The sequence below is a fragment of the Nocardiopsis sp. L17-MgMaSL7 genome, from assembly GCF_003182025.1.
Lineage (GTDB): Bacteria > Actinomycetota > Actinomycetes > Streptosporangiales > Streptosporangiaceae > Nocardiopsis > Nocardiopsis prasina.
This window is the reverse complement of sequence record NZ_QGTF01000013.1, coordinates 99684-120919: the sequence shown is the minus strand read 5'-3', so window position 1 is coordinate 120919 and position 21236 is coordinate 99684. Positions and strand designations below refer to the sequence as shown.

General features: G+C 70.3%; 23 protein-coding genes and 2 pseudogenes. 12 read left to right on the top strand and 13 right to left on the bottom strand.

Going from position 1 to position 21236, the window contains the following annotated elements:
- Positions 1-30 precede the first annotated feature (30 nt).
- Both BDW27_RS27580 and BDW27_RS21605 read left to right on the top strand, forming a co-directional pair.
- Positions 31-228 (top strand): hypothetical protein, encoded by a 198-nt coding sequence (locus tag BDW27_RS27580; protein WP_199560736.1) that lies wholly within the window; start codon positions 31-33, stop codon positions 226-228.
- A complete protein-coding gene (locus BDW27_RS21605) occupies positions 225-971 on the top strand; it encodes an NADPH-dependent F420 reductase (protein WP_233515874.1) in 747 nt (248 codons plus the stop codon). Before BDW27_RS27580 ends, BDW27_RS21605 begins: the two co-directional genes overlap by 4 nt.
- 982 nt (positions 972-1953) lie before the next feature.
- On the opposite strand, the gene BDW27_RS28185 is transcribed toward BDW27_RS21605, so the two are convergent.
- Positions 1954-2592 carry a recombinase family protein gene (locus tag BDW27_RS28185; RefSeq protein ID WP_233515873.1) on the bottom strand — a complete coding sequence of 213 codons (639 nt, stop codon included), beginning with the start codon at positions 2590-2592 and terminating at the stop codon, positions 1954-1956.
- Positions 2593-2782: 190 nt separating this feature from the next.
- Entirely contained in the window at positions 2783-3262 is a 480-nt protein-coding gene (locus BDW27_RS21585; RefSeq protein ID WP_110051381.1) for a hypothetical protein, read from the bottom strand.
- Positions 3263-3325: 63 nt separating this feature from the next.
- Here BDW27_RS21585 and BDW27_RS21580 point away from each other — a divergent pair, with 63 nt between their 5' ends.
- Positions 3326-3742: a hypothetical protein gene (locus tag BDW27_RS21580; protein WP_146223285.1), complete on the top strand. Its 417-nt coding sequence runs from the start codon at positions 3326-3328 to the stop codon at positions 3740-3742.
- Positions 3743-3925: 183 nt separating this feature from the next.
- On the opposite strand, the gene BDW27_RS21575 is transcribed toward BDW27_RS21580, so the two are convergent.
- The gene (locus BDW27_RS21575) at positions 3926-4228 is read right to left on the bottom strand and encodes a transcriptional regulator (RefSeq protein WP_026129007.1); all 303 of its coding nucleotides are present in this window, start codon (positions 4226-4228) and stop codon (positions 3926-3928) included.
- On the bottom strand, positions 4225-4716 hold the full coding sequence (locus BDW27_RS21570) for a hypothetical protein (protein WP_110051378.1): 492 nt from the start codon (positions 4714-4716) through the stop codon (positions 4225-4227). Before BDW27_RS21570 ends, BDW27_RS21575 begins: the two co-directional genes overlap by 4 nt.
- A gap of 32 nt (positions 4717-4748) precedes the next feature.
- Here BDW27_RS21570 and BDW27_RS27290 point away from each other — a divergent pair.
- Positions 4749-5006, top strand: a pseudogene (locus BDW27_RS27290) (VOC family protein); the annotation flags it as partial.
- Positions 5007-5135: 129 nt separating this feature from the next.
- Here the strand turns inward: BDW27_RS27290 and BDW27_RS21565 are convergent.
- Together BDW27_RS21565 and BDW27_RS21560 are read right to left on the bottom strand one after the other, a co-directional pair.
- Positions 5136-5918: an SDR family NAD(P)-dependent oxidoreductase gene (locus BDW27_RS21565; protein ID WP_110051376.1), complete on the bottom strand. Its 783-nt coding sequence runs from the start codon at positions 5916-5918 to the stop codon at positions 5136-5138.
- 155 nt (positions 5919-6073) lie between these two features.
- Complete coding sequence (locus tag BDW27_RS21560) at positions 6074-7042, bottom strand: phosphotransferase family protein (protein WP_233515872.1); 969 nt, start codon at positions 7040-7042, stop codon at positions 6074-6076.
- Positions 7043-7204: 162 nt separating this feature from the next.
- Here BDW27_RS21560 and BDW27_RS21555 point away from each other — a divergent pair, with 162 nt between their 5' ends.
- A complete protein-coding gene (locus tag BDW27_RS21555) occupies positions 7205-8506 on the top strand; it encodes a metallophosphoesterase family protein (RefSeq protein WP_110051373.1) in 1302 nt (433 codons plus the stop codon).
- Positions 8507-8579: 73 nt separating this feature from the next.
- On the opposite strand, the gene BDW27_RS21550 is transcribed toward BDW27_RS21555, so the two are convergent.
- Positions 8580-9536, bottom strand: coding sequence for an NAD(P)/FAD-dependent oxidoreductase (locus tag BDW27_RS21550; RefSeq protein ID WP_110051371.1), 957 nt, complete (start codon positions 9534-9536; stop codon positions 8580-8582).
- Between the two features lie 140 nt (positions 9537-9676).
- On the opposite strand from BDW27_RS21550, the gene BDW27_RS21545 reads away from it, so the two are divergent.
- A complete protein-coding gene (locus BDW27_RS21545) occupies positions 9677-10699 on the top strand; it encodes an aminotransferase class V-fold PLP-dependent enzyme (protein WP_110051369.1) in 1023 nt (340 codons plus the stop codon).
- A 64-nt stretch (positions 10700-10763) separates the two neighbouring features.
- Here the strand turns inward: BDW27_RS21545 and BDW27_RS21540 are convergent, their stop codons facing one another.
- The gene (locus BDW27_RS21540; RefSeq protein WP_017543204.1) at positions 10764-11189 is read right to left on the bottom strand and encodes a TIGR03618 family F420-dependent PPOX class oxidoreductase; all 426 of its coding nucleotides are present in this window, start codon (positions 11187-11189) and stop codon (positions 10764-10766) included.
- 114 nt (positions 11190-11303) lie between these two features.
- On the opposite strand from BDW27_RS21540, the gene pip reads away from it, so the two are divergent.
- Entirely contained in the window at positions 11304-12257 is a 954-nt protein-coding gene (gene pip, locus BDW27_RS21535; RefSeq protein WP_017543203.1) for a prolyl aminopeptidase, read from the top strand.
- A 54-nt stretch (positions 12258-12311) separates the two neighbouring features.
- Here the strand turns inward: pip and BDW27_RS21530 are convergent, their stop codons facing one another.
- Positions 12312-13475, bottom strand: coding sequence for an aminotransferase class V-fold PLP-dependent enzyme (locus BDW27_RS21530; protein WP_110051368.1), 1164 nt, complete (start codon positions 13473-13475; stop codon positions 12312-12314).
- A gap of 198 nt (positions 13476-13673) precedes the next feature.
- On the opposite strand from BDW27_RS21530, the gene BDW27_RS21525 reads away from it, so the two are divergent.
- The gene (locus BDW27_RS21525) at positions 13674-14657 is read left to right on the top strand and encodes an adenosine deaminase (RefSeq protein WP_110051366.1); all 984 of its coding nucleotides are present in this window, start codon (positions 13674-13676) and stop codon (positions 14655-14657) included.
- A gap of 58 nt (positions 14658-14715) precedes the next feature.
- Here the strand turns inward: BDW27_RS21525 and BDW27_RS21520 are convergent, their stop codons facing one another.
- A complete protein-coding gene (locus tag BDW27_RS21520; protein WP_304592546.1) occupies positions 14716-15699 on the bottom strand; it encodes a DUF2332 domain-containing protein in 984 nt (327 codons plus the stop codon).
- Between the two features lie 306 nt (positions 15700-16005).
- On the opposite strand from BDW27_RS21520, the gene BDW27_RS21515 reads away from it, so the two are divergent.
- Positions 16006-16689, top strand: coding sequence for a bacteriocin/lantibiotic ABC transporter (locus tag BDW27_RS21515; RefSeq protein ID WP_110051363.1), 684 nt, complete (start codon positions 16006-16008; stop codon positions 16687-16689).
- A gap of 9 nt (positions 16690-16698) precedes the next feature.
- On the top strand, positions 16699-17163 hold the full coding sequence (soxR, locus tag BDW27_RS21510; RefSeq protein WP_110051361.1) for a redox-sensitive transcriptional activator SoxR: 465 nt from the start codon (positions 16699-16701) through the stop codon (positions 17161-17163).
- Positions 17164-17328: 165 nt separating this feature from the next.
- Here soxR and rnhA read toward each other — a convergent pair whose 3' ends face one another.
- From rnhA to BDW27_RS21495, 3 genes are all read right to left on the bottom strand, one after another.
- Positions 17329-17802, bottom strand: a complete 474-nt coding sequence (gene rnhA, locus BDW27_RS21505; RefSeq protein WP_017543198.1) for a ribonuclease HI — start codon at positions 17800-17802, stop codon at positions 17329-17331.
- Positions 17803-18045: 243 nt separating this feature from the next.
- A complete protein-coding gene (def, locus tag BDW27_RS21500; protein ID WP_110051359.1) occupies positions 18046-18711 on the bottom strand; it encodes a peptide deformylase in 666 nt (221 codons plus the stop codon).
- Positions 18712-18825: 114 nt separating this feature from the next.
- The gene (locus BDW27_RS21495) at positions 18826-19269 is read right to left on the bottom strand and encodes an SMI1/KNR4 family protein (RefSeq protein WP_049579761.1); all 444 of its coding nucleotides are present in this window, start codon (positions 19267-19269) and stop codon (positions 18826-18828) included.
- A gap of 249 nt (positions 19270-19518) precedes the next feature.
- Between BDW27_RS21495 and BDW27_RS21490 the strand changes: the two genes are divergently transcribed.
- Both BDW27_RS21490 and BDW27_RS21485 read left to right on the top strand, forming a co-directional pair.
- The gene (locus BDW27_RS21490) at positions 19519-20481 is read left to right on the top strand and encodes a hypothetical protein (RefSeq protein ID WP_110051357.1); all 963 of its coding nucleotides are present in this window, start codon (positions 19519-19521) and stop codon (positions 20479-20481) included.
- Positions 20482-20671: 190 nt separating this feature from the next.
- Positions 20672-21236, top strand: a pseudogene (locus tag BDW27_RS21485) (sensor domain-containing protein); the annotation flags it as partial.

The following is a 21236-nucleotide window of genomic DNA, read 5'->3' as shown; positions in this document are numbered from 1 at the left end:
TGAGCTGACCCTGCCCAGAAGGAACCCGTGGTGCCTGAGAGTCCCCGTGCCTTCGCCGACATCGTGTGCTCTCGGCGCTCGGTGCGGGCCCCCGGGCCGGGTGCCCGCGCGTCCGACATCCGTGCAGTGCTGGAGGGCGCACAGGGGGTGCCGTCCAACTGCGACACCCAGCCCTGGCAGGTGCACGTCGTCCTGCGCATACATCACTACGAAGGAGATCCACCGTGAAGATCGGCATTGTGGGAGTCGGACACATCGGCAAGACCCTCGCCCAACGGTTGAGCGCTGCCGGACACGACGTGAAGGTCGCCAACTCACGCGGCCCGCACACCATCGAGGCCAACGTGCTGGTCTCGGGAGGGCGCGCGGTCCCAGCGGCCGAAGCCGTGGTGGACGTGGACGTGGTGGTCCTGTCGATCCCCATGAACCGTCTGCCGCAGATCGCACCGCTGATCGCTGGGGTGCCTGCTGAGACGGTCGTCATCGACACGTCGAACTACTATCCGATGCGCGACGACAGGATCACGGCCATCGAGGCGGGCCAGGTCGAAAGCCTGTGGGTGGCCGAACAACTGGGCCGCCCCGTGGCCAAAGCATGGAACGCGATCGGTTCCGACTCCTTGAGTAGGAAGGACAAGCCCGCAGGAAGCCCGGAGCGTATCGCCATCCCGGTTGCGGCCGACAGCGCCAGGGAGCGCAGCGTGGGGATGGCTCTCGTCGAGGACACCGGGTTCGACGCATTCGACGCCGGAACGCTCGCTCGGTCATGGCGGCAGCAGCCGGGTGCGCCCTGCTACGGCACCGACCTCACCCACCGCGAGATGTCGGCCGCGCTGGAGGCCGCCGATGCGGCGCGCCTGCCGAAACGGCGGGACCTGGCGGTCGCGGCGATCCAGGAGAGAGTCGGGGACGCCGCGACCAACCCCGACGCAGAATACGGTGTCCGCCTGAGCCGGGCCCTGTACATGTGAGCCCCACCGGCGTCACCGGGGACTCGGGGTGTGGGCCGTTGCAGGACCGAGCGGATCAACCACAGCCACTCGCCGGTCGGTGGTGAGCTCCTCCGGGCGGTGAAGGTGGCGCCGGGAGAAATCGAGCCTTCCCGCACGACCGCCACCGACGCCCTTGCCGGAGCGCCCTGGGCACACATGAGGGCCTCCGCCGGTTCTGCGGCGGAGGCCTTCCGTCATACGTGGTCAGAAGGTGCGCTCGATCCGGCCTCTTCCTCTTCCTCACGGGTTCAACAACACGGTTCGGGACGTGGACTCACCACCGACCGGTGAACAGGCCGGGGCGCCCTGGCGCGGATTCCTGTTCCGGTGTTCCTCAACCCCGTGCCCGCCGGAGCGTCCCGCTGCGCACGAGCCGATGGCCAGCGCGCCGCTACGCCTCCGAATGGTGTCCAGAACCGGTTAGTACACGCAAAGCTGCGCGAGATCGCGGAGGTCACCGCAGGCCACGGACGGAGATGGACAAGGATGTTGACGAGCACGGGGACGTCAGTGCTCCTCCTCCATGCCCGAGTCGGCTCCGGAGATGTGGGTGAAGTCGGCGGGCAACCCGGTGCGCTCGAAGACCTCCAGGAGCAGTTCGGGGAAGTCCAGGCCAGGAGTGCTCATAAGCGGTTCTGGGGCGGGTCAGGTACGCGGGTGCGCAGGCGGGATCGACGTTGAGCTGTTCGACTGCGAACCCGATCACCTTGCTCGGGACCTTCAGCGGGGTGCCGGGCAGGAACGTGCCCGGCATCTACATCGACGCCGCTGTTGCCCAACGCCCGGCCAGGCTGGGAAGGCAACGGTCCTCCTTTGCCACGGCGGCGACGTAGCCCTCAGCCGCACGACCAGCTCGTCGCCGAGCTGGAACGTCCGGTTGTCCCAGCCCTGGCGGGTTCCGGGGCGTACAGGGAGGTGGCGCCACTCGGGGAACTGCTCGGCGACCAAGGCGCGCACGAGTTCAGGGGTGATATCGGCCATGGCCGTCAGTCTGGAGGATCCCCACCTCAGCCGCAGCCCCAATTTCTCGCTTGGGTGCAGGACCTGGCCGCTCACCCACAGGTGCGCCCTCAGCGACAACTGTCGGCTGCAGGACTCCAGGACGATGGCGGCCGCGCTCAACAGCGCTCGGCCAGAGCGGAGCGGCCGCCGGACAGCTCCGGCACGTGCTTGTACAGGGTCGACCTGCTGACGCAGAGCAGGCGGGCGATGGAGGCGACGGAATGTCGGGGCGCTCCAGAAGGTCGCGGGCGTGGCGGATCTGCTCCGGCGTCATCGCCGGGGGCGGCCCAGGCGTTTGCCCGCGGCGCGGGCGGCGTCCAGGCCCTCGCGGGTGCCCTCCACGATGAGTTCGCGAATGAACTCGGCCAGGGCGGGCCAAGCAGGCCTTGAGCTCCGGGCGCTGGGCGTTCTTGCCGGACTTCTTGTCGGCGAAGACCTTGGCGCACCCCGCGGTTTCGAGGGCGCGGAGCTGGCGGTCGGGTTTCTGCTCTCGGGTGGAGACGCGGGCGTAGCCGATCAGCCCCCCGCCGCCGGACCCCGGCGCGGGGGTGAGGGGTCGTCGGGGAGTGCGAGGGTGGTGTCCATCCCCCGAGTGCACGAAAGACGATGCTCTCGGAGTAGATGAACACCAGAGGTTTCCAACGCGTTTTTCCGACACTCTCGGGTGCGGTTCAGTGCCCTCCGGAGCCGCTCGGGGGGCCTGTCGCAGAAATGAACGTTTGTTGGACACTGAAGGCCGGGTTTTCCGGGGCCGGACTGAACGTGTTGACCGGAAATCAGGGGCCTGCTCACTGTGGTTCGGCCAGGCGGGTGACACGGTCGGTGTGGACGTCGAACCCCAGGACCGGATGACCGCAGTCGCCTTCGGGATCCATCAGGACGGGTTTGCCCAGGCGTTGGCCGATCGCTGCGAGAAAGCCGCACAGGGTGTCCAGTCGTTCCTGCCCCTGGAGTTCGCGCAGGTCCACGTCGAAGTCGATCTCGTCCGTAGCGTAGAAGCGGAAGATCGCGAGCACCCCGCCACTGGGCCGCACCCGCAGCTCGGGGCACTCGGCGTCGGCAGGGCGGGACAGCACGGTCCGTGCCCGGGGCAGGGGGGCCGCGGCGCCGCCTTCGGAGTACTGGTACTCCCACCCGCGCTCGACGACCAGGTCGAGGAGAGTCTGCCAGTCGTTCACCGCGGTGTTGGGGACCCGCAGGTCTGGCAATGAGCCCATGGTGTGGGGGTCGAACAGGTCCTTAACGTCATCCCAGAGCAGATCGGCCATCTGACCATGCTGGCACCCTGCGCTGAGTGTGGAGAAACGGATGGTTTCCCAGAGCCCCGGCCCGTGTCACCCCGGCTCGAGTCGGCTGGTCCGCCACCCGCCCTGCCCATGCCCTCGGACCTGCGCGAGTTCTTCACCCGGATCGGTCACAACGCTGTGGAGGTGGACAATCGGTCCTGCTTCGGCATCAACCAAGGGCTCCTGAAGTACTCCGCAGGACGCCGCGAGGACCTCAGACAGGTGTACAAGGCTGACGTCATCGCGACCCGGGGCGGCCACGAACAGCGCTGGATCCCCTCAGCGCCTCTCGGAGGTTCTCGCCACCGCGAGCTGGATCCGCGAGGAACACAGGGGTCGGCCGACCTCAAGGGCCTCCGCGCTCAGGGCGCTCGTCCGTCGTGGTCAAGAGTCGCCCAAGCCGCCGTGATCACCTGGGGATTCGGGCCCGACGCGTCAACGGCGGCCGACGCCCCGCGCTGATTCGGAGGGCGTACGAGATCGCACCGGGGACCTCTGTGCAGGAGTGAGGAGCGCGTCGAGGCGTGTCCGGGTGGGTCGTGGGGTGACCGCCTCATGTGGTCGCCCCGTCCCGCACCGTTCGGGAGCAGCGAGCGGCCCCCGCCTCCCGGGCGTGATCCGGGCGGCGGGGGCGGGTGCTCGACTTCAGGGGGCCTCGTCGGTGGTGGTCGACCCCAGCTCGTTCAGCCAGGCCAGGTGGCTCGCCAGGGCCGTGCGCCCCTGGGGGGTCAGGCGGAACCAGGTCTTGGGGCGGCGACCGACCGCTCCCTTGCGGACCTCCAGGTAGCCGGCATCCTCCAGGGTGCGGCTGTGTTTGGAGACCATCGGGTCGCTGATGCCGATCAGGTCGCGCACGGTGGCGAAGTCGATCCACTTGGCGCCCTGGAGGAGCGCGCACATCGCCAGGCGGGGGCCGGTCTCCAGTTCCGTGTGGCGCTGAGCGTTCACGCCCGTACCCGGCCGTCCTCGATGTCACGGCGCATGGAGGCGTGCACCCACAGGTAGCCGCCCAGCGAGGCCAGCGCCACGGGTCCCAGCACGGCCAGGGCCAGGCCCTCCTGTCCCCGTCCGACCAGGGTGTGGATGGCGATCAGTCCGAGGACCGTGACGATCATGACGACCACGCGCGGGCGCCGGGCGCTGGGGTAGGCGCTGGCCCAGCGCGGCAGGGTGACACCGGTGCGCCGTCGACGAACCCAGCTCAGGCCAGCCGCCGCCAGGGCCACCACGACCAGGATCCACTGGAGGTAGCGGGCGTCGACGGAGAGCAGGGACATCCAGATCGGCAGCCCGGCGACCAACGTGCAGCCGACCGCCTGGACAACCCAGAAGGAGGCGGGCGGTGCGGTGTGGGCGGCGAGCCTGCGGCGGGCCTCGGCGGCCTGGTCGAGCGGGGGTGTGGGGTCGGCGTCCATGACCATCTCCTGTCCGTTCATCAATTACTTTCTAAAAGGAAAGTAGATTCCATGGAGGGGTGCTGTCAACCCCGGGAACCGCGCGACCCAGCGGCGTCGAGGTCCGCCCCCGCGACGGACACCGACCCTCGCTCTTCTTCACCCAGGTGGACGAGACGAGACCGGGCCCCCACCGCCCGCGCCTCGATCCGCGTGCGGAGGATCAGGCGGCGGTCGCCGACGCCCTCGTGGCCAGGGGCGCCACGCGCGCCGCCGTGGGCCAGCCCGCGGACGCCCCCTGGGTGGTGCTACGCGATCCCGAGGGCGACGAGTTCTGCCTCCTCCAGCCACGGGACGAGGAAAACAGGCGAACGCGCGGCCCCGCCCGCGTCGGCGAGCGGCCGTCGCGGCGCGGGACCACCCGACCCGAAACCGAGCGGCCCCACCCCCACCGCCCAGGGTCACAGGGCGTGGCCGCCCGCGACCTGCACCACCTGCCCCGTCACCCAACGGGCCTGGTGGGAGGCCAGGAACACCACCGCGTCAGCGATGTCGCCCGGCTCACCCACCCGACCCATCGGAATCACCTCCCGGGCCCGCTCCAGCAGCTCCGCGTCCATCCACCCCGTCTGGACCGGCCCCGGAGCGACCGCGTTCACACGCACACCGCTCCCGGCCAGGTCCAACGCCATCGACCGGGTCAACGCCTCCAACGCCGCCTTCGACGTCCCGTAACCGGTCTGGCCGGCAAAGGCCCGCGCCGCGTCGGTGGAGATGTTCACGACGCACAGGGGCTCCCCCTCCCGGCGCCGACCCACGACCTCGGAGGTCAGCACGGCCGGAGCGACGGCGTTGACCCGGTAGTGGCGCTCCAACGAGGCGTGCGTGAACGACCCGACACCGTCGGGGCTCTCACAGTGCGCGGCGTTGTTGACCAGCACGTGGACCGCCCCGGCCCGCTCGGCCACCTCACCCGCAAGAAGGGACGGCCCCTCGGGGTCGGACAGGTCGGCGCTCACAGCGAAGGAACCGTGGCCCAGCTCGCTCGACAACCGGTGGGCCTCCTCCTCGTCGGGGGTCACGTGCGCCCACACGGTGCCCTTCGGCGCGGGCCGCTCCTGTGCCAGACAGTGGACGGCCACGCGCGCCCCCTGCGCGGCGAAGGCGCGGCTGATCGCCGCGCCGATGTTGCCGGAACCGCCCGTGACCAGGACGGTGCGTCCCGCGAGGCCGGTGTCGATCATCAGTTCCCCTCCATGGGTGTTGGCTCGAACAGACACAAGAACACACCGGACGAGGAGGCCCACGGGGCCAACACGGGAACACGAAAGAAGGAGAATCGACAGGCACGGGCGACCTGGACCAGAGCGGGATCACCACTCGGCAGTGACGCTCACCCTCACTCCCGAGCCAGCGCCACCACCCGCCCCAGGTGGTACTCCACGATGCCCAACATCTCCGCCCGGTCCGGATAGTCCCCGTCCAACAACCGCAACGGACCGGCCACCAACGACAGGTGCTCGGCCCACGTGTACAACTCCGTGCGCGCCGGGTCCAACCCCGGCCGCTCCAGGTACCGGTACAGGTCACCGAACCGGAACCGCAGGAACACGTGCTCCCACTCGACGTCGAAGAACATCAACCCCTCGACGTCGATCAGCACCGGCTCCCCCGCCGGGTCCACCAACACGTGGTCGGGACCCAGTTCGCTGTGCACCAACCCGTGTTCGAACCTGGGCCCCACCCGTTCGAACAACTCGTCCAACCGCACCCGCACCCGGGAGGAGACCTCCGCCAACTCCGGCCTGCGCCGCGCCCCCTCGTCCAGATCCACCAACGCGTGCTCCACCACCAGCTCCGCACACGAACGATCCCGCACCAGCGGCCGCGACACCTTTCCCACCCCCGCCTCCGAACGGGTGCCCATCGCCGCCAACGCCTCACCCAACCGGCCCAGCACCCCCCGCACGAAGGCGGGATCCCCGTGGGCCATGTGCTCCTCCAGCGTGGGGCCACCCACGTCCTCCACCAGAGCCACGTCCGCGCCCAACTCCTGGTGGTCGCGCTCCACCCACAACACACGCGGGGTACGCACCCCCACCGACGCCAACGCCTCGGTGGCACCCACGAACAGGTCCAGGCCGTCAGCGTGCGCGAAGGGCCCCTCCCCGGTGTGCGGCTCCGGCCAGTAGTTCTCCGCGCCACTCCACACGTAGGCGACGACACTGGAGTCATCGGCCAGCACCAACCGGTACACGCCCTTCTTCGTGCCGCCGCGCAACCGCTCCACGCCCACGACACGGCCCCGACCTCCCAGGGCGCGACGGGCCAGTTCCTTCAAGGGGGCTGTGGGAGAGAAGGCACGCATCGAACACTCCAAAGGGGGGTGGGGGGCCACAACCACATCAGCCTAGACTCCCGCCCCTTCGTCGACCCCAGGCAGGCTCACCGTCCCCCCGCGTTCACACTCCGTTACACGCCCTTGGCTAGCCTCACCAGCGTCCCGCCCCCACACGAAGGCGACCCCCTGATGACCGCCTCCCCCCGCTCGGCCACACGCCGCCCGCTGCGCATCCGCCACGCCCTGGCCCTGCTCGGCGCCAGCGCCCTGACCCTGACCCCCGTCGTGGCCCTGCCCGCCACCGCCGCCGCCCAGCAGGCCCCCGAACGCCTCACCCTGTCCCCCACCGCCGACCCCGCCACCTCCCAGACCGTGACCTGGCGCGCCGACCACGGCCCCGACGCCGTCCTGGAGATCGCCCCCAGCACCGACCCCGACCAGGTCACCCCCGTCCCAGGGCACGTCAGCGGCCACGCGGGCGCCACCCACTACGCCGCCACCGCCACCGGCCTGACCCCCGACACCACCTACCGCTACCGGGTGGGCGACGGCGACCGCACCGTCGGCGACTGGCACACCTTCACCACCGCCTCCCAGGACGCCGACCCCTTCAGCTTCCTGTACTTCGGCGACATCCAGAACGACATCACCTCGGGCGCCGCCCCGGTGGTACGCGCCGCCCTGGCCGCCGCACCCGACGCCGAACTCGCCGTGCACGCCGGAGACCTGATCGACCACGCCAACAGCGACTCCCAGTGGGGAGAGTGGTACAACGCCTTCGGCACCCGGACCACCGGCGGCATCAACCACGTGACCGCACCCGGCAACCACGAGTACTCCGGCAGCAACCTCAGCGACCACTGGACCCCGCAGTTCCCCGGCGCGGGCAACGGCCCCACCCAGGGCGCCGACCTGAACGAGACCGTCTACCACACCGACTACCAGGGCGTCCGGTTCGTGGTGCTGAACTCCAACTACCGCAACACCACCCCGCTGCGCCCCGGCGCGTGGCTGGACACCCAGCAGGAGTGGCTCGACCAGGTCCTGGACGACAACCCCCACCCGTGGACCGTGGTCACCTTCCACCACCCGGTCTTCTCCAACAGCCCCGGCCGCGACAACGCCCCCCTGCGCCAGTCCTGGCTCCCGACCCTGGAGAAGCACGACGTGGACCTGGTCCTCCAGGGCCACGACCACTCCTACAGCCGCGGCAACCTGACCGCGAACCGCACCGAGGACCCCCGCACCCACACCGGCCCGGTGTACGCGGTCACGGTCACCGGACCCAAGATGTACGACGCCCGGGACGACAACTGGACCGCGAACGGCGCCGAGGCCCGCGTCCAGCTCACCGACACCCAGACCTTCCAGACCGTGGAGGTGGACGGCCCCACCCTGGAGTACGTCGCGCGCACCGCCGACGGCCGGGTCGTGGACTCCTTCACCATCGTCAAGGACGACCAGGGCAAACGCGTGACCACCACGTCCTGACCGGACCCTCCCCCTGGGGGCGCCCGAAGCCGCGTGCGGGCGGCTCGGGCGCCCCGCCCCGTGTTCGGGGTGCCTAGTGGGCCCGGTCCAGAGCCGACTGGGCCTCGGCCATGACCAGGTCGGCGTTGATCGCCGCCCCCGCCCGGTTACCCGCCGCGGCCGACCCGATCACCTGCTCACTCAGCGAGGTGACGTTGCCCGCCGCCCACACCCCCGGCACCGAGGTCGCACCCATCGCGTCCACCTCCACGTGGGTGCCCATGACGTGCTCACCCATCCGCTGCTCGCTCACCGCCACCCCCAGATCGGTCAGCAGCCCCGCACGCGCACGCATGAACGTGGGCACCACCACCGCACGCACCGCGACCACCGCGCCGTCGCGAGTGCGCACCCCGCTCACCCCCCGGTCGTCGGACTCCACCGCCCGGACCGGGGTGTCGACCACGGTCACCCCGCGTGCCAGCAGCTTCTCCCGCCCCTGCGGGCCCATGTCCCGGTCAGGGTCGGCGAACACCGTCACCCGATCGGTCCACTGCCGCCACAACAGTCCCGCGTGCACCGCCACCGGACCGTCGGCCACCACCGCCACCGGCTCATCACGCACCTCCCACCCGTGGCAGTACGGGCAGTGCAGCACCCCCGAACCCCAGTGCTCGGCCAACCCCGCGATGTCGGGCAGCTCGTCCACCAACCCCGTGGTCACCAGCAACCGCCGGGCCACAACCACCGAACCGTCCTCACACCCGACCCGAAACCCCGACCCGGCCCGCTCCACCGACACCACCCGCCCCGAGGCGACCACACCCCCGTAGGAAGCCACCTCCGCGCGGCCGCGCTCCAACAGCTCCCCCGGGGCGACCCCCTCCGACCCCAGCAGTCCGTGCACCCCCTCAGCAGGGGCGTTACGCGGACGCCCCTCGTCCACCACCAACACCGACCGGCGCGCCCGAGCCAGCACCAAAGCGCCCGCCAAACCAGCCACACCACCACCGACCACCACGACATCCACATCGCGCACGGGTGCGTTCATCACAGACCTCCCTGAGTTCGTGCCCCCATACTCACCCCCACCCCACCACCCGACAACAAACCTTGCCAGAACAGCAAAACACCAGGTGGAAACCGCCCCCACCACGCAACCCCACCCACCATGCCCTAGGCTCCCCACCCATGGACAGCCTGTGGAACACCGACACCGTCTGGCTCAACACCGCCCAGTACGGCATCCCACCCACCACCGCACACCAGGCCCTCACCCACGCCACCCACGCCTGGCACACCGCCACCGCCAACCCCCACCACTGGAACCAGGCCACCGAAACCACCCGCACCCGCTTCGCCCAACTCCTCAACGCCCCCACCGACGACATCACCCTGGGCGCCAGCACCGCCCAACTCGTCGGCACCATCGCCGCCTCCCTCCCCGACGGCGCCCACATCCTCCTCCCCGAAGGCGAATTCACCTCCACCACCTTCCCCTTCCACGCCCAGGCCGACCGAGGCATCACCGTGCACACCGCACCCCTGCACGCCCTGGCCGACCACATCACCCCCACCACACACCTCGTGGCCTACAGCCCCGTCCAATCCTCCAACGGCGCCCTCGCCCCCACCGACGACATCCTCACCGCCGCCCGCACCCACCACACCCTCGTCCTGGCCGACGCCACCCAAGCAGCAGGCTGGCTCCCCCTCGACGCCACCCGCTTCGACGCCCTCGTCTGCTCCGCCTACAAATGGCTCATGGCACCCCGAGGCCTGGCCATGGCCTACCTCTCCCCCCACCTACGCACCCGACTACGCCCCACCAACGCCGGACCCCTCGCCGACGCCGACCCCACCACCGCCTTCTACCGCGACCACTTCACCCCCGACCCCACCGCCCGCGCCTTCGACCTCTCCCCCAACTGGCTCGCCGCCGTCGCCGCCGTACCCGCCCTGGACACCCTCCTCCACCACGGCACCAACCACATCCACACCCACAACACCCGCCTCGCCGACCGCTTCCGCGCCCACCTCGACCAACCCCCCGCCCACTCCGCCATCACCACCGTCAACCACCCCGACGCCCTGACCACCCTGCGCCAAGCCGGCATCATGGCCACCGAACGCGACGGCCACACCCGCCTGGCCTTCCACCTGTACAACACCGAAGCCGACGCCGACCTCGCCGCCAAGACCCTCACCACCTGACCCCCACACACAAAAAAAGGGGGGCCGGCGCGCCCACCCAGCACACCAGCCCCCACGCCCACCCTCAGGGAACGATCCCCGAACGCTCGGGCCGCACGTTCCCCATCACCCGCGTCACCACGATCTCGATCACCGCCCGATCCGGATTCTCACGCGGCTCCCGATACCGCAACGCGTACCGGCGCACCGCCTCAGCCACCGCCTCCGGATCACGACTCACCCACGCCTCACCCTCCAACGTCGACCACAGGCGCCCCTCCACCTGACACACCGACACCCGCGCCCCCGGCCTCGCCTCAAGGTTGCGCACCTTGAAACTCGACCCCGCGGAGATCACCCGCGCCACGTGCCGCTCCGGGTCATAGGTCACCCCCACCGGCACCTGGTGCAGACTCCCGTCCGGACGCGGCGACGCCAACGTGCACAGACGCCGCTCACCCCAGAACACCAGGAACGGATCCGTCTCCTCCAGCACGGACTCCCCCTCCACCCCACGCACACCTGGCTCTCCCACCACAGGACCCCCTCCACGCTCGAACAACTCCCCCCACCCTCCCAGCCCCACCACCACCGCCCACACCAACCCACACGAAAGAGACCCCCCATGTACACCGCCACCACCCCCCACACCAGCGGCCACCTCACCCGACCCGACGGCCACCGCCTCTTCTGGCAGGAATGCGGCAACCCCCACGGCACACCCCTCCTCGCCGTCCACGGCGGCCCCGGCTCCGGCTCCCACCCCCACTGGTCCGCCCTCACCAACCCCGACCACTACCGCATGATCCTGCTCGACCAACGCGGCACCGGCCACAGCACCCCCGACATCGCCCACCCCACCGCCGACCTCACCACCAACACCACCCCCCACCTCATCGACGACTTCGACGCCCTACGCACCCACCTCGGCATCACCCGCTGGCACGTCCTGGGCGCCTCCTGGGGCTCCTGCCTCGGCCTGGCCTACGCCCAAGCCCACCCCGACCACGTCATCTCCCTCACCCTGTTCGCCGTCACCACCGGCACCCGCGCAGAGATCACCTGGATCACCCACGACATGCGCCGCGTCTTCCCCGAACAATGGGAACGCTTCCGCGCCGCCGCCGGACCCGACGCCGACCCCCGCGCCCTGCCCGCCGCCTACGCCCACCTCCTCGCCGACCCCGACCCCCAGGTCCGCCACGACGCCGCTCAGGCCTGGTGCGCATGGGAGGACACCCACGTGGCCACCGTCCCCGGATTCACCCCCAACCCCCGCTACGCCGACCCCGCCTTCCGGCTCACCTTCGCCCGCGCCGTCACCCACTACTGGGCCAACGACTGCTTCCTCGCCCCCAACCAACTCATGGACGACCTCGACCGCGTCACCCACATCCCCGCCACCCTCATCAACGGCCGCCTCGACATCAGCGGCCCCGCCGACACCGCCCACGACCTCGCCCAACGCTGGCCCGCCGCCGAACTCGTCATCGTCGACGACGCCGCCCACACCTCGGGCACACTGGGCATCGGCGCGGCCGTGGTCGCCGCCACCGACCGCTACGCCCACCTGGACTGACCCACAGGAAACAAAGGGGGGACCGGCCCCCACCGGTCCCCCCCCTCTCAGGCCCTACGCCAACTCCCGCACCAACCCCACCGTGCGCTCCAACTCCTCCTCCGAGTTGTAGTAGTGCACCGACGCCCGCACCACCGCGTGCCCCGGGCCCGGAGACCACCGCTGATCAAAGGGCCGCGCCACATTCGCGCGCACCCCCCGCCCCCGCAACGCCCCCACCACCCACTCGGCCTCACGCCCGGCCACCGAGAACGTCACGATCCCCGACAACTCCCGCCCCCGGTCATGCACCACCACCCCCGGCACCCCCACCAACGCCGACCGCAACCACCCCGCCAACCCACCGATGCGCTCCCGCGCCCACCCCATCCCCACCCGCCGCGCGTAGGAGGCGGCCACCCCCAACCCGACCTGCGCCGCCACCGCGTGTTCGAACACCTCGAACCCCGCCGCGCCGGGCAACACCCGGTACTCCTCCGGACCACTCCACCGCCCACCGACGTGGTTCACCGCCAACGGCTCCCCCAGCCGCGTCCCCGCACGCACGTACAAGAACCCCGTCCCCCGAGGCGCCCGCAGGAACTTACGGCCGGTCCCCGAGAGCAGGTCACACCCGATCCGCTCCACGTCCACCTCCCACTGCCCCACCGACTGGCAGGCGTCCAACAGATAGGTCACCCCGAACCGCCCGCACAACGCCCCCACCACCTCAGCCGGATTCACCAACCCGCTGTGCGTGGGCATGTGGTTGATCGCCACCAACCCCACATCCCCGCGCCCCAACTCCTCCTCCAACACCGCCACATCCACCACCCCGTCGGCGTCATCGGGCACCACCTCCACCCGCACCCCACGCAACGCCGCCAACCGCAACAACCCCACCCCGTTACCGGAGTACTCACTGGTCGTGGTCAGCACCCGCTGCCCCGGCTCCAACACCACCGCCCCCACCGCCATCGACCACGCCTGCGACGCCCCCTCGAAGAACACCACCTCCTCCGGCGACGCCCCGATCAACGCCGCCACCTCCCGCGTGGAACCCTCCACCGACTCACCGGCCACATCCCGCGCCTCGTACCCGCCCACCCGAGCCTCCAACTCCAGATGAGCCACCACCGCCTCGTGCACCGGGGACGGCACCAACGCCGACCCCGCGTTGTCCAGGAACACCAACCCCGCACCCCCCGGCGTCTGCGCCCGCAGCTCCGCGACGTCCACCACGCACCCACTCCTCACGTCAGCCAACACCCACCCCCGAACCCTGCCCCACCCGCACCGCACCCACCACCCCCGCACCTGACCAGATGTGGCCCACACCGCCCCCGCCGCCCACCCACCACAGACCAACCCACCCCCCGCCATCAGCCACAATGGCCAACAACCCACACCACCCCGAAGAAAGGGCCCCCGGCTGCCATGGCCATCCCCAAAGCCGAACTCCACCTCCACATCGAAGGCACCCTGGAGCCCGAACTCGCCTTCCACCTCGCCGACCGCAACGGCATCACCCTGCCCCACACCGACATCCAGGCACTGCGCGACGCCTACTCCTTCACCGACCTCCAGTCCTTCCTGAACCTCTACTACGCACTCATGGACGTCCTGCGCACCGAAGCCGACTTCCGCGACCTCGCCGAGGCCTACCTCACCCGCGCCGCCACCCAGGGCGTCCGCCACGCCGAGATCTTCTTCGACCCCCAGGCCCACACCAACCGCGGCATCCCCCTGGACACCGTCATCAACGGCCTGGCCGCCGCCCTGGACACCAGCCTCGAACGCCACAACATCTCCACCAGCCTCATCCTGTGCTTCCTACGCGACCGCCCCGCCAGCGAAGCCATGGACACCCTCAACGCCGCCCGCCCCCACCTGCACCACATCAGCGCCGTCGGCCTGGACTCCGCCGAGATCGGCAACCCACCCGAGAAGTTCACCGACGTCTTCCAAGCCGCCGCCGACCTCGGACTGCGCCGCGTCGCCCACGCCGGAGAGGAAGGCCCCGCCGACTACATCTGGCAGGCCCTCAACCTCCTGGGCGCCGAACGCATCGACCACGGCATCCGCTGCCTGGACGACCCCGACCTGGTCACCCACCTGGCCACCACCCAGACCCCCCTCACCGTCTGCCCCTTCTCCAACGTGCGCCTGCGCGCCGTCGACACCCTCGCCGACCACCCCCTGCCCGCCCTCATGGACGCCGGCCTGCTCGTCACCGTCAACTCCGACGACCCCTCCTACTTCGGCGGCTACGTCCACGACAACTACCTCGGCCTCCAAGAACACCTGGGCCTGGACCACGACCACCTGCGCACCCTGGCCCGCAACTCCTTCACCGCCTCCTTCCTGCCCGAGGAACGCCGCCAGGCCCTGCTCGCCGAAGTCGACGCCTACACCTTCTGACCCACACAACGTCGAAGGGGCCTCGCGCACACGCGAGGCCCCTTCGACGTTCGACCGATCACCGCCAGGCCAACGACTGACCGTGCTCCCCCGTGTAGGCCACCACCCGACCATCCACCGCCAACGTGAAGTCGTTCCCCACCGGCGGCCGCGCCCCCTCCCACTCCGGGAAGACCCGCCACCCCTCGTTGGACACCCAGTGCCCCGCCAACCCGCCCATCAGCCGCTCCAGATCCGCGCGCCCACCCTCGGACAGGTAGGCCGCCACCGCACTGTGCAACACCACCAACGTCGCCCCCTCGGGCGCCCGCGCCACCAGCTCCGGCAGGGCCTCCACCAGGTCCCCCGCCACCATCACCGGCGGATCGGCCGCCACCACCGACGCCGCCGCACGCAACCGCTCCACCCGCTCGCGCCGGTGCTCCCCGGGCCAGACCAGCGACTCCAGCCAGCGCACGTCGCCCTCGTCACCGGCGTCCAACGGGTTCAGGTCCAGCCCCGCCCGCCACACCACGTCCGGCACCCGCCTGGGCAGGGGCACGCCACCACTGGTGCGGCACTCGAGCAGGACCGGACTCTCCCCCGGGCCCAGGGGCGTACCCCCGTCGTAGGAGTACCGGTACCGGTCCGGGTACAGACACAACCCCGCCGAGGCCCCCACCTCCACCAGTGCCAGCGGACCCTCCAGCCGCGCCAGGACCGGCAACAGCGTCGCGCACCGGCGCACCTCGTTGGTCTGGGTCATGCGCGCCATCACCACGCCGCGCACCCGGTCCCAGTGTTCGGCCACCCAGTCCCGGAACCCCTCCCAGGTCCCGGTCGGCCCACCCAGGTAGCGCACCGCCCCCAGCAGCAGGTTGGGTTGGCGTTTGTTCCCCTCCGGCAGGGTCAGCACCAGGTCCTGCGTCCGCGCGTCCCCGGCCACCCCCAGGGCGATGCGCTCGTAGTCGGGCGAACCCCCACGCGCGTAGCTGGTCGCCATCCACCGGTACCGGTCGGCGACCCGTGCGCGCTCGCGCTCGGCCGCCGTGTCAGCACTCACCGTCGCACCCTCCTCCACGAAGACACCAGGTGCGCGGCAACCTACCGCCTCCGGTGCGGACCCCCGTGGACCGCCCCCTCCCCACGGTCCCCCACCCTCCCGGAGACCCCGTCACACGACCACACACCCCACCACACCAACCGAAGGACGCCCCAAGTCCCACAAAACCCCACCAAGCTGATGTCCCCCTCACCCACCCGCCCCTACGCTGAACAACGAGACCAAGGACACGAACACATAACGAGAACTCTCACACGCCCGGGACGATCCCAGGCAGGAGACACCCACCCACAGGAACGGACACCCGTGAGGCTCCCCACCCGCCACCACCTACGGCACACCACCCACCACACCCCCACCGCAACACCCCTGCTCACCCTCCACGACGTGTCCCTCACCCACCCCACCGAACCCCACCCCCTCCTCCACCACCTCGACCTCACCATCACCCCCGGCCAACACATCGCCCTCATCGGACTCACCCCCACCGCCACCCGCGCCCTCACCCACCTCCTCCATCACCACACCACCCCCACCACCGGCCACATCACCACCCACACACCCCTACACACCACCCACCCCAACGCCACCCTCGCCCAAACCATCACCGGCCACACCCCCCCCAACCCCCACGACCCCCACCTCACCCACGCCCTCACCACCACCCACCTCGACCCCCGCCACCTCAACACCCCCACCGCCGACCTCGACCCCACCCTCACCACCCACATCCACCACGCCCGCACCCTCTACGCCCACCACACCGGCGCCCGCCTCCTCCTCATCAACCAACCCACCACCCCCACCCCCCGCCCCACACCCACCACCGCCCACCTCCCCCTCACCACCCACCCCTCCCTCGCCCGCACCGCCGACCGCATCCACCTCCTCCACCCCGGACACACCACAGAAACCGGCACCCACCACCAACTCCTCCTCCGCGGCAGCACCTACGCACGCCTGTACGCACTCCAGAGCACCCCCACCTAAACTGACCCCGTGCCACCCATCACCAAGGAACTCACCGTCGGCCAGGTAGCCGAACGCGCCGGAGTCGCCGTCTCCGCCCTGCACTTCTACGAACGCCAGGGCCTCATCCACAGCCGCCGCACCACCGGCAACCAACGCCGCTACCGCCGCGACACCCTCCGCCGCGTCTCCTTCATCCGCATCTCCCAACGCGTGGGCATCCCCCTGGCACGCATCCGCGACGCCCTGGACCAACTCCCCGAGAACCGCACCCCCACCCGCTCCGACTGGGCCGCGGTCTCCGCACAGTGGCGCGACGAACTCGACGCACGCATCACCCAGCTCATCCGCCTGCGCGACGACCTCACCGGATGCATCGGCTGCGGCTGCCTGTCCCTGGACACCTGCGTGCTCTCCAACCCCGACGACGAACTCGCCTCCACCGGCCCCGGCCCCCGCCGCCTCATGGTCGACTCCTTCAAGGACGAGGACTAGAGCACCCCAGCACCGACCGGGACACGACGTCGCACTCCGCGACACCCACCAACGGGCCCGCCCAACTCCCCTCCACGGAGCCCCCGGTCACGCGCAGGAGCGGCGCCCCACCCCACACACGACGAAGCGGCGGCACCCCAGGGGCACCGCCGCCACACACACCCGCTACAGACCAGCGGCCTCGTCACGCCCGCGCCGGGCCAGCTCGTCGGCGCGTTCGTTTCCCTCGTCGCCGCTGTGCCCGCGCACCCACTTCCACTCCACCTCGTAGCGCGAGGCCACCTCGTCCAGGCGCTGCCACAGGTCCACGTTCTTCACCGGCTTCTTGTCGGCCGTCTTCCAACCGCGCTTCTTCCACCCGTGCACCCACGAGGTGATGCCGTTGCTGACGTAGGAGGAGTCGGTGTGCAGCAGCACCGGCACGTCACGCTTGAGGCTCTCCAGTGCCTGGATCGCCGCCATGAGCTCCATGCGGTTGTTGGTGGTCTGCGCCTCGCTGCCGAAGAGCTCGCGTTCGTGTGCTCCGTAGCGCAGCCACACACCCCAGCCCCCCGGGCCGGGGTTGCCGCTGCACGCCCCGTCGGTGTAGATGACCACGCGTTCCGTCGACTCCTGGTCGACCTCGTCCCCGTTGTGCATGCGGGGCAATCTACCGCCCTCGCCGGTCACGAAAAGGCCACAACCCCCATGACAAGAGCCACTTACAGGGCCAATCAGCACCAATGGAGCCCACAAACCAACCATTGCGGACGACCACCCTGATCAAAGGCGCCCCCGACCCCACACAGGACCGGCCACCCGTGGACCCCCGCCCCCCGAACACGCCGATGGGGGCGCACCGGGACACACCCGGTACGCCCCCACACGAGGCTCAGGAAGGCTCTACTCCGCCAGTTCGCCCTCCAGCTCCCGGGCGCGCTCCTCCCGGCGGGCGAACACGTTGTCGGCCATCTCGTTCATCTTCTTCAGCACCCGCTTGCGCTCACGCGCGGAGAGCCGGTCGACGTAGAGCTTGCCGTAGGTGTGGTCGGTCTCGTGCTGAAGGCACCGCGCGAAGTAGCCGCTGCCACTGAGCACCACCTCACCGCCGTCCCTGTCCAGCCCGCGCACCGTGGCGTGCTCGGCCCGCCCCAGGTCCGCGTGCGGCCCGGGCACCGACAGGCACCCCTCGCTCTCCACCACCACGGCGTCGTCGAGGTCGCGCTCGTCCAGGACCGGGTTGACCACGTGCCCCACGTGCCGCACCCCGTCGTCGTCGTGGCAGTCGTAGACGAACAGGCGCAGGTCCACCCCCACCTGGTTCCCCGCCAACCCCACGCCCTCGGCGGCGTACATCGTGACGAACATGTCGTCGATCAGCCGAGCCAGCTCGGCACCGCCCAACATGGAGGCGGGGACGTCGGCGTTGGGCCGGTGCAGGACCTCCTCACCGGTGACCGTGATCCTCAGGACACGGCCCCGGGCAGCCTCGGGGGCCAGATCGGGATAGTCCGACACCTCCCGGCCCTGGACAACGGTTACGGGCACGGGCATGGACTGCTCCGACATGGTCCTTCTCTCAAGGCGGGCTCAAGGGGATGGGCGGCCACAACACCGCCAACCACGAAAAATAGCACGAACCGACAGGTCACGCCGGTGCGCGATGCCCCTGGGCGCCGACCCCTAACGGAACCACGCGTTGCCCTGAATGAAGCACCGCGCCAGGTAGTCGCGCAAGGACACCACCACCAGCCGCCTGCGGTCGCTCTCATGATCCCACACGACGATGCCCGGACCGTAGTCCGTGTGCACGTAGGCGAACTGGGGGCCCATGTCGGAGTCGCCGAAGAAGATCATCTCGTCGAAGGGGGCGTACAACTCCAGGTAGTCCGGTTCCTGGCGCATGGCCAGGTTGTCCTCCACCAGTCGGCGGGCACTCCACACCACCGCGTCCCCGTACTCGTTGGTCACCCCGTCGGTCTCCCTCAGCAGGGAGGCCAACTCGAACGGCAGGGGCAGCATCAGGTGCTTCTCGACCTCGGCCAGGGTCACCTCGTCGGCCGGATCGCTCAGATCGGCCTCGGGATACATCTCCAGGATCAGTTCACGCCACACACCCACGATCATCACAGGTCGTGGCAAGACACGGGAAATCGTGGTCGGCGAGTTGCGCCGAAAATCAACCGAATCCCCACCCACATCCACCACAAAACACCACCCAAACCCCATAGCCGCCCACCCGTGGACCAGCGGGTCAGCCCCTCGCACCCACCACACCGAAGATCTACGCACACGCCCTATGTCCCTAATGCCCATAAACGCCATGGATGTCACTCTGCGTGCGCACACCATCACCATTAGCACATAATGCAAGGCATGAAACACACCACACCACGGCTCCTCGCCGCCCTCGCCCTCACCGCGGCCGCCCTCCACGCGCCCACCCCCGCACACGCGGCCGAACACCCAGGCCAGGCCACCACCTACCCCGGCCACACCACCAGCCAGTACGTCCCCCTCACCAACGCCACCACCCACCACGCCCACCAGTCCGGCTGCACCCAGGCCAAGACCAAAACCCCCGGCGTCCGCGTCCTCTTCTTCGGCACCCAGGAGAAGAACAACCAACTCCGCGAACCCGGCACCAGCGCAGGCACCACCACACCCCGCACCCACACCGACAAAGCCATCGAATACGCCCACCACTGGGCCCGCGGCTACGCCGAGTGCGACACCACCAACACCCCCACCCACCTCGCCCTGGGCATCAACAACAAGGACGACGGCGGCATCAACGGCACCACCGCCGGACGCCAGTGGGCCACCCTCGTCGACAACGCCCGCAAAGCCACCACACCCCAGGTCACCCTCACCGCCGCCATCGACGCCGAACCCTCCTGGTCCACCCCCGCCTGGGCCCGCGACTGGATCAAGGCCTACACCGACGCCACCACAACCCCCCTCTACGCCGCCAACTCAGCCGACGGCTGCCCCTCCACCGGCAACGGCTCATGCAGCAACGGCTGGACCCTCAAGGACGTCCACCTCGCCTCAGGCGGCAACCAACCCACCGTCGCCACCATCCCCCAGATCTACCGCACCGACGGCATCCAAGCCCGCCAGTGGGCCAACATCAGCAACTGGGGCCACACCAACACCGGCGACCCCCTCCGCTTCGCCGCCGCCATGTCCCAGAACACCGCCTGCGAACAGCGCACCTGCAACAACACCGACAACACCCCCCAACAGGCCTGGACCCAACTCAAACAAGCCCTCGACACCCACGCCAACACCCGCATCACCCACCTCGGCCCCGCCACCGACATGCGCTGGCCCTAAACCACACCCACAACACGCCACCACACACGAACACACCCAAAACCACCCCACCCACCACCAAGGCCCGGGTTCACACGAACCCGGGCCTCACCCACTCCCAACAGGGGAGCCACCACCCCCGCGACCACCCACACCCACCCCCCAGAATAGAAACGGAAGGCGCCCACCACCCACCACCGGAGACACCACCATGGCCACCACCAGCCCCAGAACCGGGCCCCTCACCCACCTGGCCTACACACTCCTCCTCGTCTCCCACAACACCGCCGCCTTCCTCCTCACCCCACTCGTCCTCGCCTCCTCCCTCCTCACCCTCATCTGGATCGGCCTCCCCTTCACCATCCTCACCGCCACCACCCTGCGCACCATCGCCAACGCACAACGCACCACCCTCACCCACCTCAACCCCCACCAACCCGTCCCCGCCACCTACCGCCCCATGCCCCCCACCGGAGTCCACGCCCGCGTCCGCGTCATCCTCACCGACCCCGCCACCTGGCGCGACATCCTCTGGCTCGCCTCAGCCCCCCTCCTCACCCTCCTCGCCCTCCTCAGCTACACCCTCTACGCCCACGCCCTCTACCAAACCCTCTACGCCCTCATCCTCTGGCGCCACACCCCCGCCCTCTACGGATTCATCACCCCCCCCCCCCCCCCCCCACCCCCCCCCCCCCCCCTCCCCCCCCCCCCCCCCCCCCCCCCCCCCCCCCCCCCCCCCCCCCCCCCCCCCCCCCCCCGCCCCCCCCCCCCCCCCC

Excerpts from the sequence above, each read along its gene's own strand:
- BDW27_RS21545 (WP_110051369.1), top strand. The coding sequence starts at position 9,677 with ATGGACAGCCTGTGGAACACCGACACCGTCTGGCTCAACACCGCCCAG.
- BDW27_RS21570 (WP_110051378.1), bottom strand. The coding sequence starts at position 4,716 with ATGAACGGACAGGAGATGGTCATGGACGCCGACCCCACACCCCCGCTC.
- pip (WP_017543203.1), top strand. The coding sequence starts at position 11,304 with ATGTACACCGCCACCACCCCCCACACCAGCGGCCACCTCACCCGACCC.
- def (WP_110051359.1), bottom strand. The coding sequence starts at position 18,711 with ATGTCGGAGCAGTCCATGCCCGTGCCCGTAACCGTTGTCCAGGGCCGG.
- BDW27_RS21490 (WP_110051357.1), top strand. The coding sequence starts at position 19,519 with ATGAAACACACCACACCACGGCTCCTCGCCGCCCTCGCCCTCACCGCG.
- BDW27_RS21555 (WP_110051373.1), top strand. The coding sequence starts at position 7,205 with ATGACCGCCTCCCCCCGCTCGGCCACACGCCGCCCGCTGCGCATCCGC.
- BDW27_RS21525 (WP_110051366.1), top strand. The coding sequence starts at position 13,674 with ATGGCCATCCCCAAAGCCGAACTCCACCTCCACATCGAAGGCACCCTG.
- BDW27_RS21585 (WP_110051381.1), bottom strand. The coding sequence starts at position 3,262 with ATGGCCGATCTGCTCTGGGATGACGTTAAGGACCTGTTCGACCCCCAC.
- BDW27_RS21560 (WP_233515872.1), bottom strand. The coding sequence starts at position 7,042 with ATGCGTGCCTTCTCTCCCACAGCCCCCTTGAAGGAACTGGCCCGTCGC.
- rnhA (WP_017543198.1), bottom strand. The coding sequence starts at position 17,802 with ATGCACAACGGGGACGAGGTCGACCAGGAGTCGACGGAACGCGTGGTC.
- BDW27_RS21565 (WP_110051376.1), bottom strand. The coding sequence starts at position 5,918 with ATGATCGACACCGGCCTCGCGGGACGCACCGTCCTGGTCACGGGCGGT.
- BDW27_RS21495 (WP_049579761.1), bottom strand. The coding sequence starts at position 19,269 with ATGATCGTGGGTGTGTGGCGTGAACTGATCCTGGAGATGTATCCCGAG.
- BDW27_RS21550 (WP_110051371.1), bottom strand. The coding sequence starts at position 9,536 with ATGAACGCACCCGTGCGCGATGTGGATGTCGTGGTGGTCGGTGGTGGT.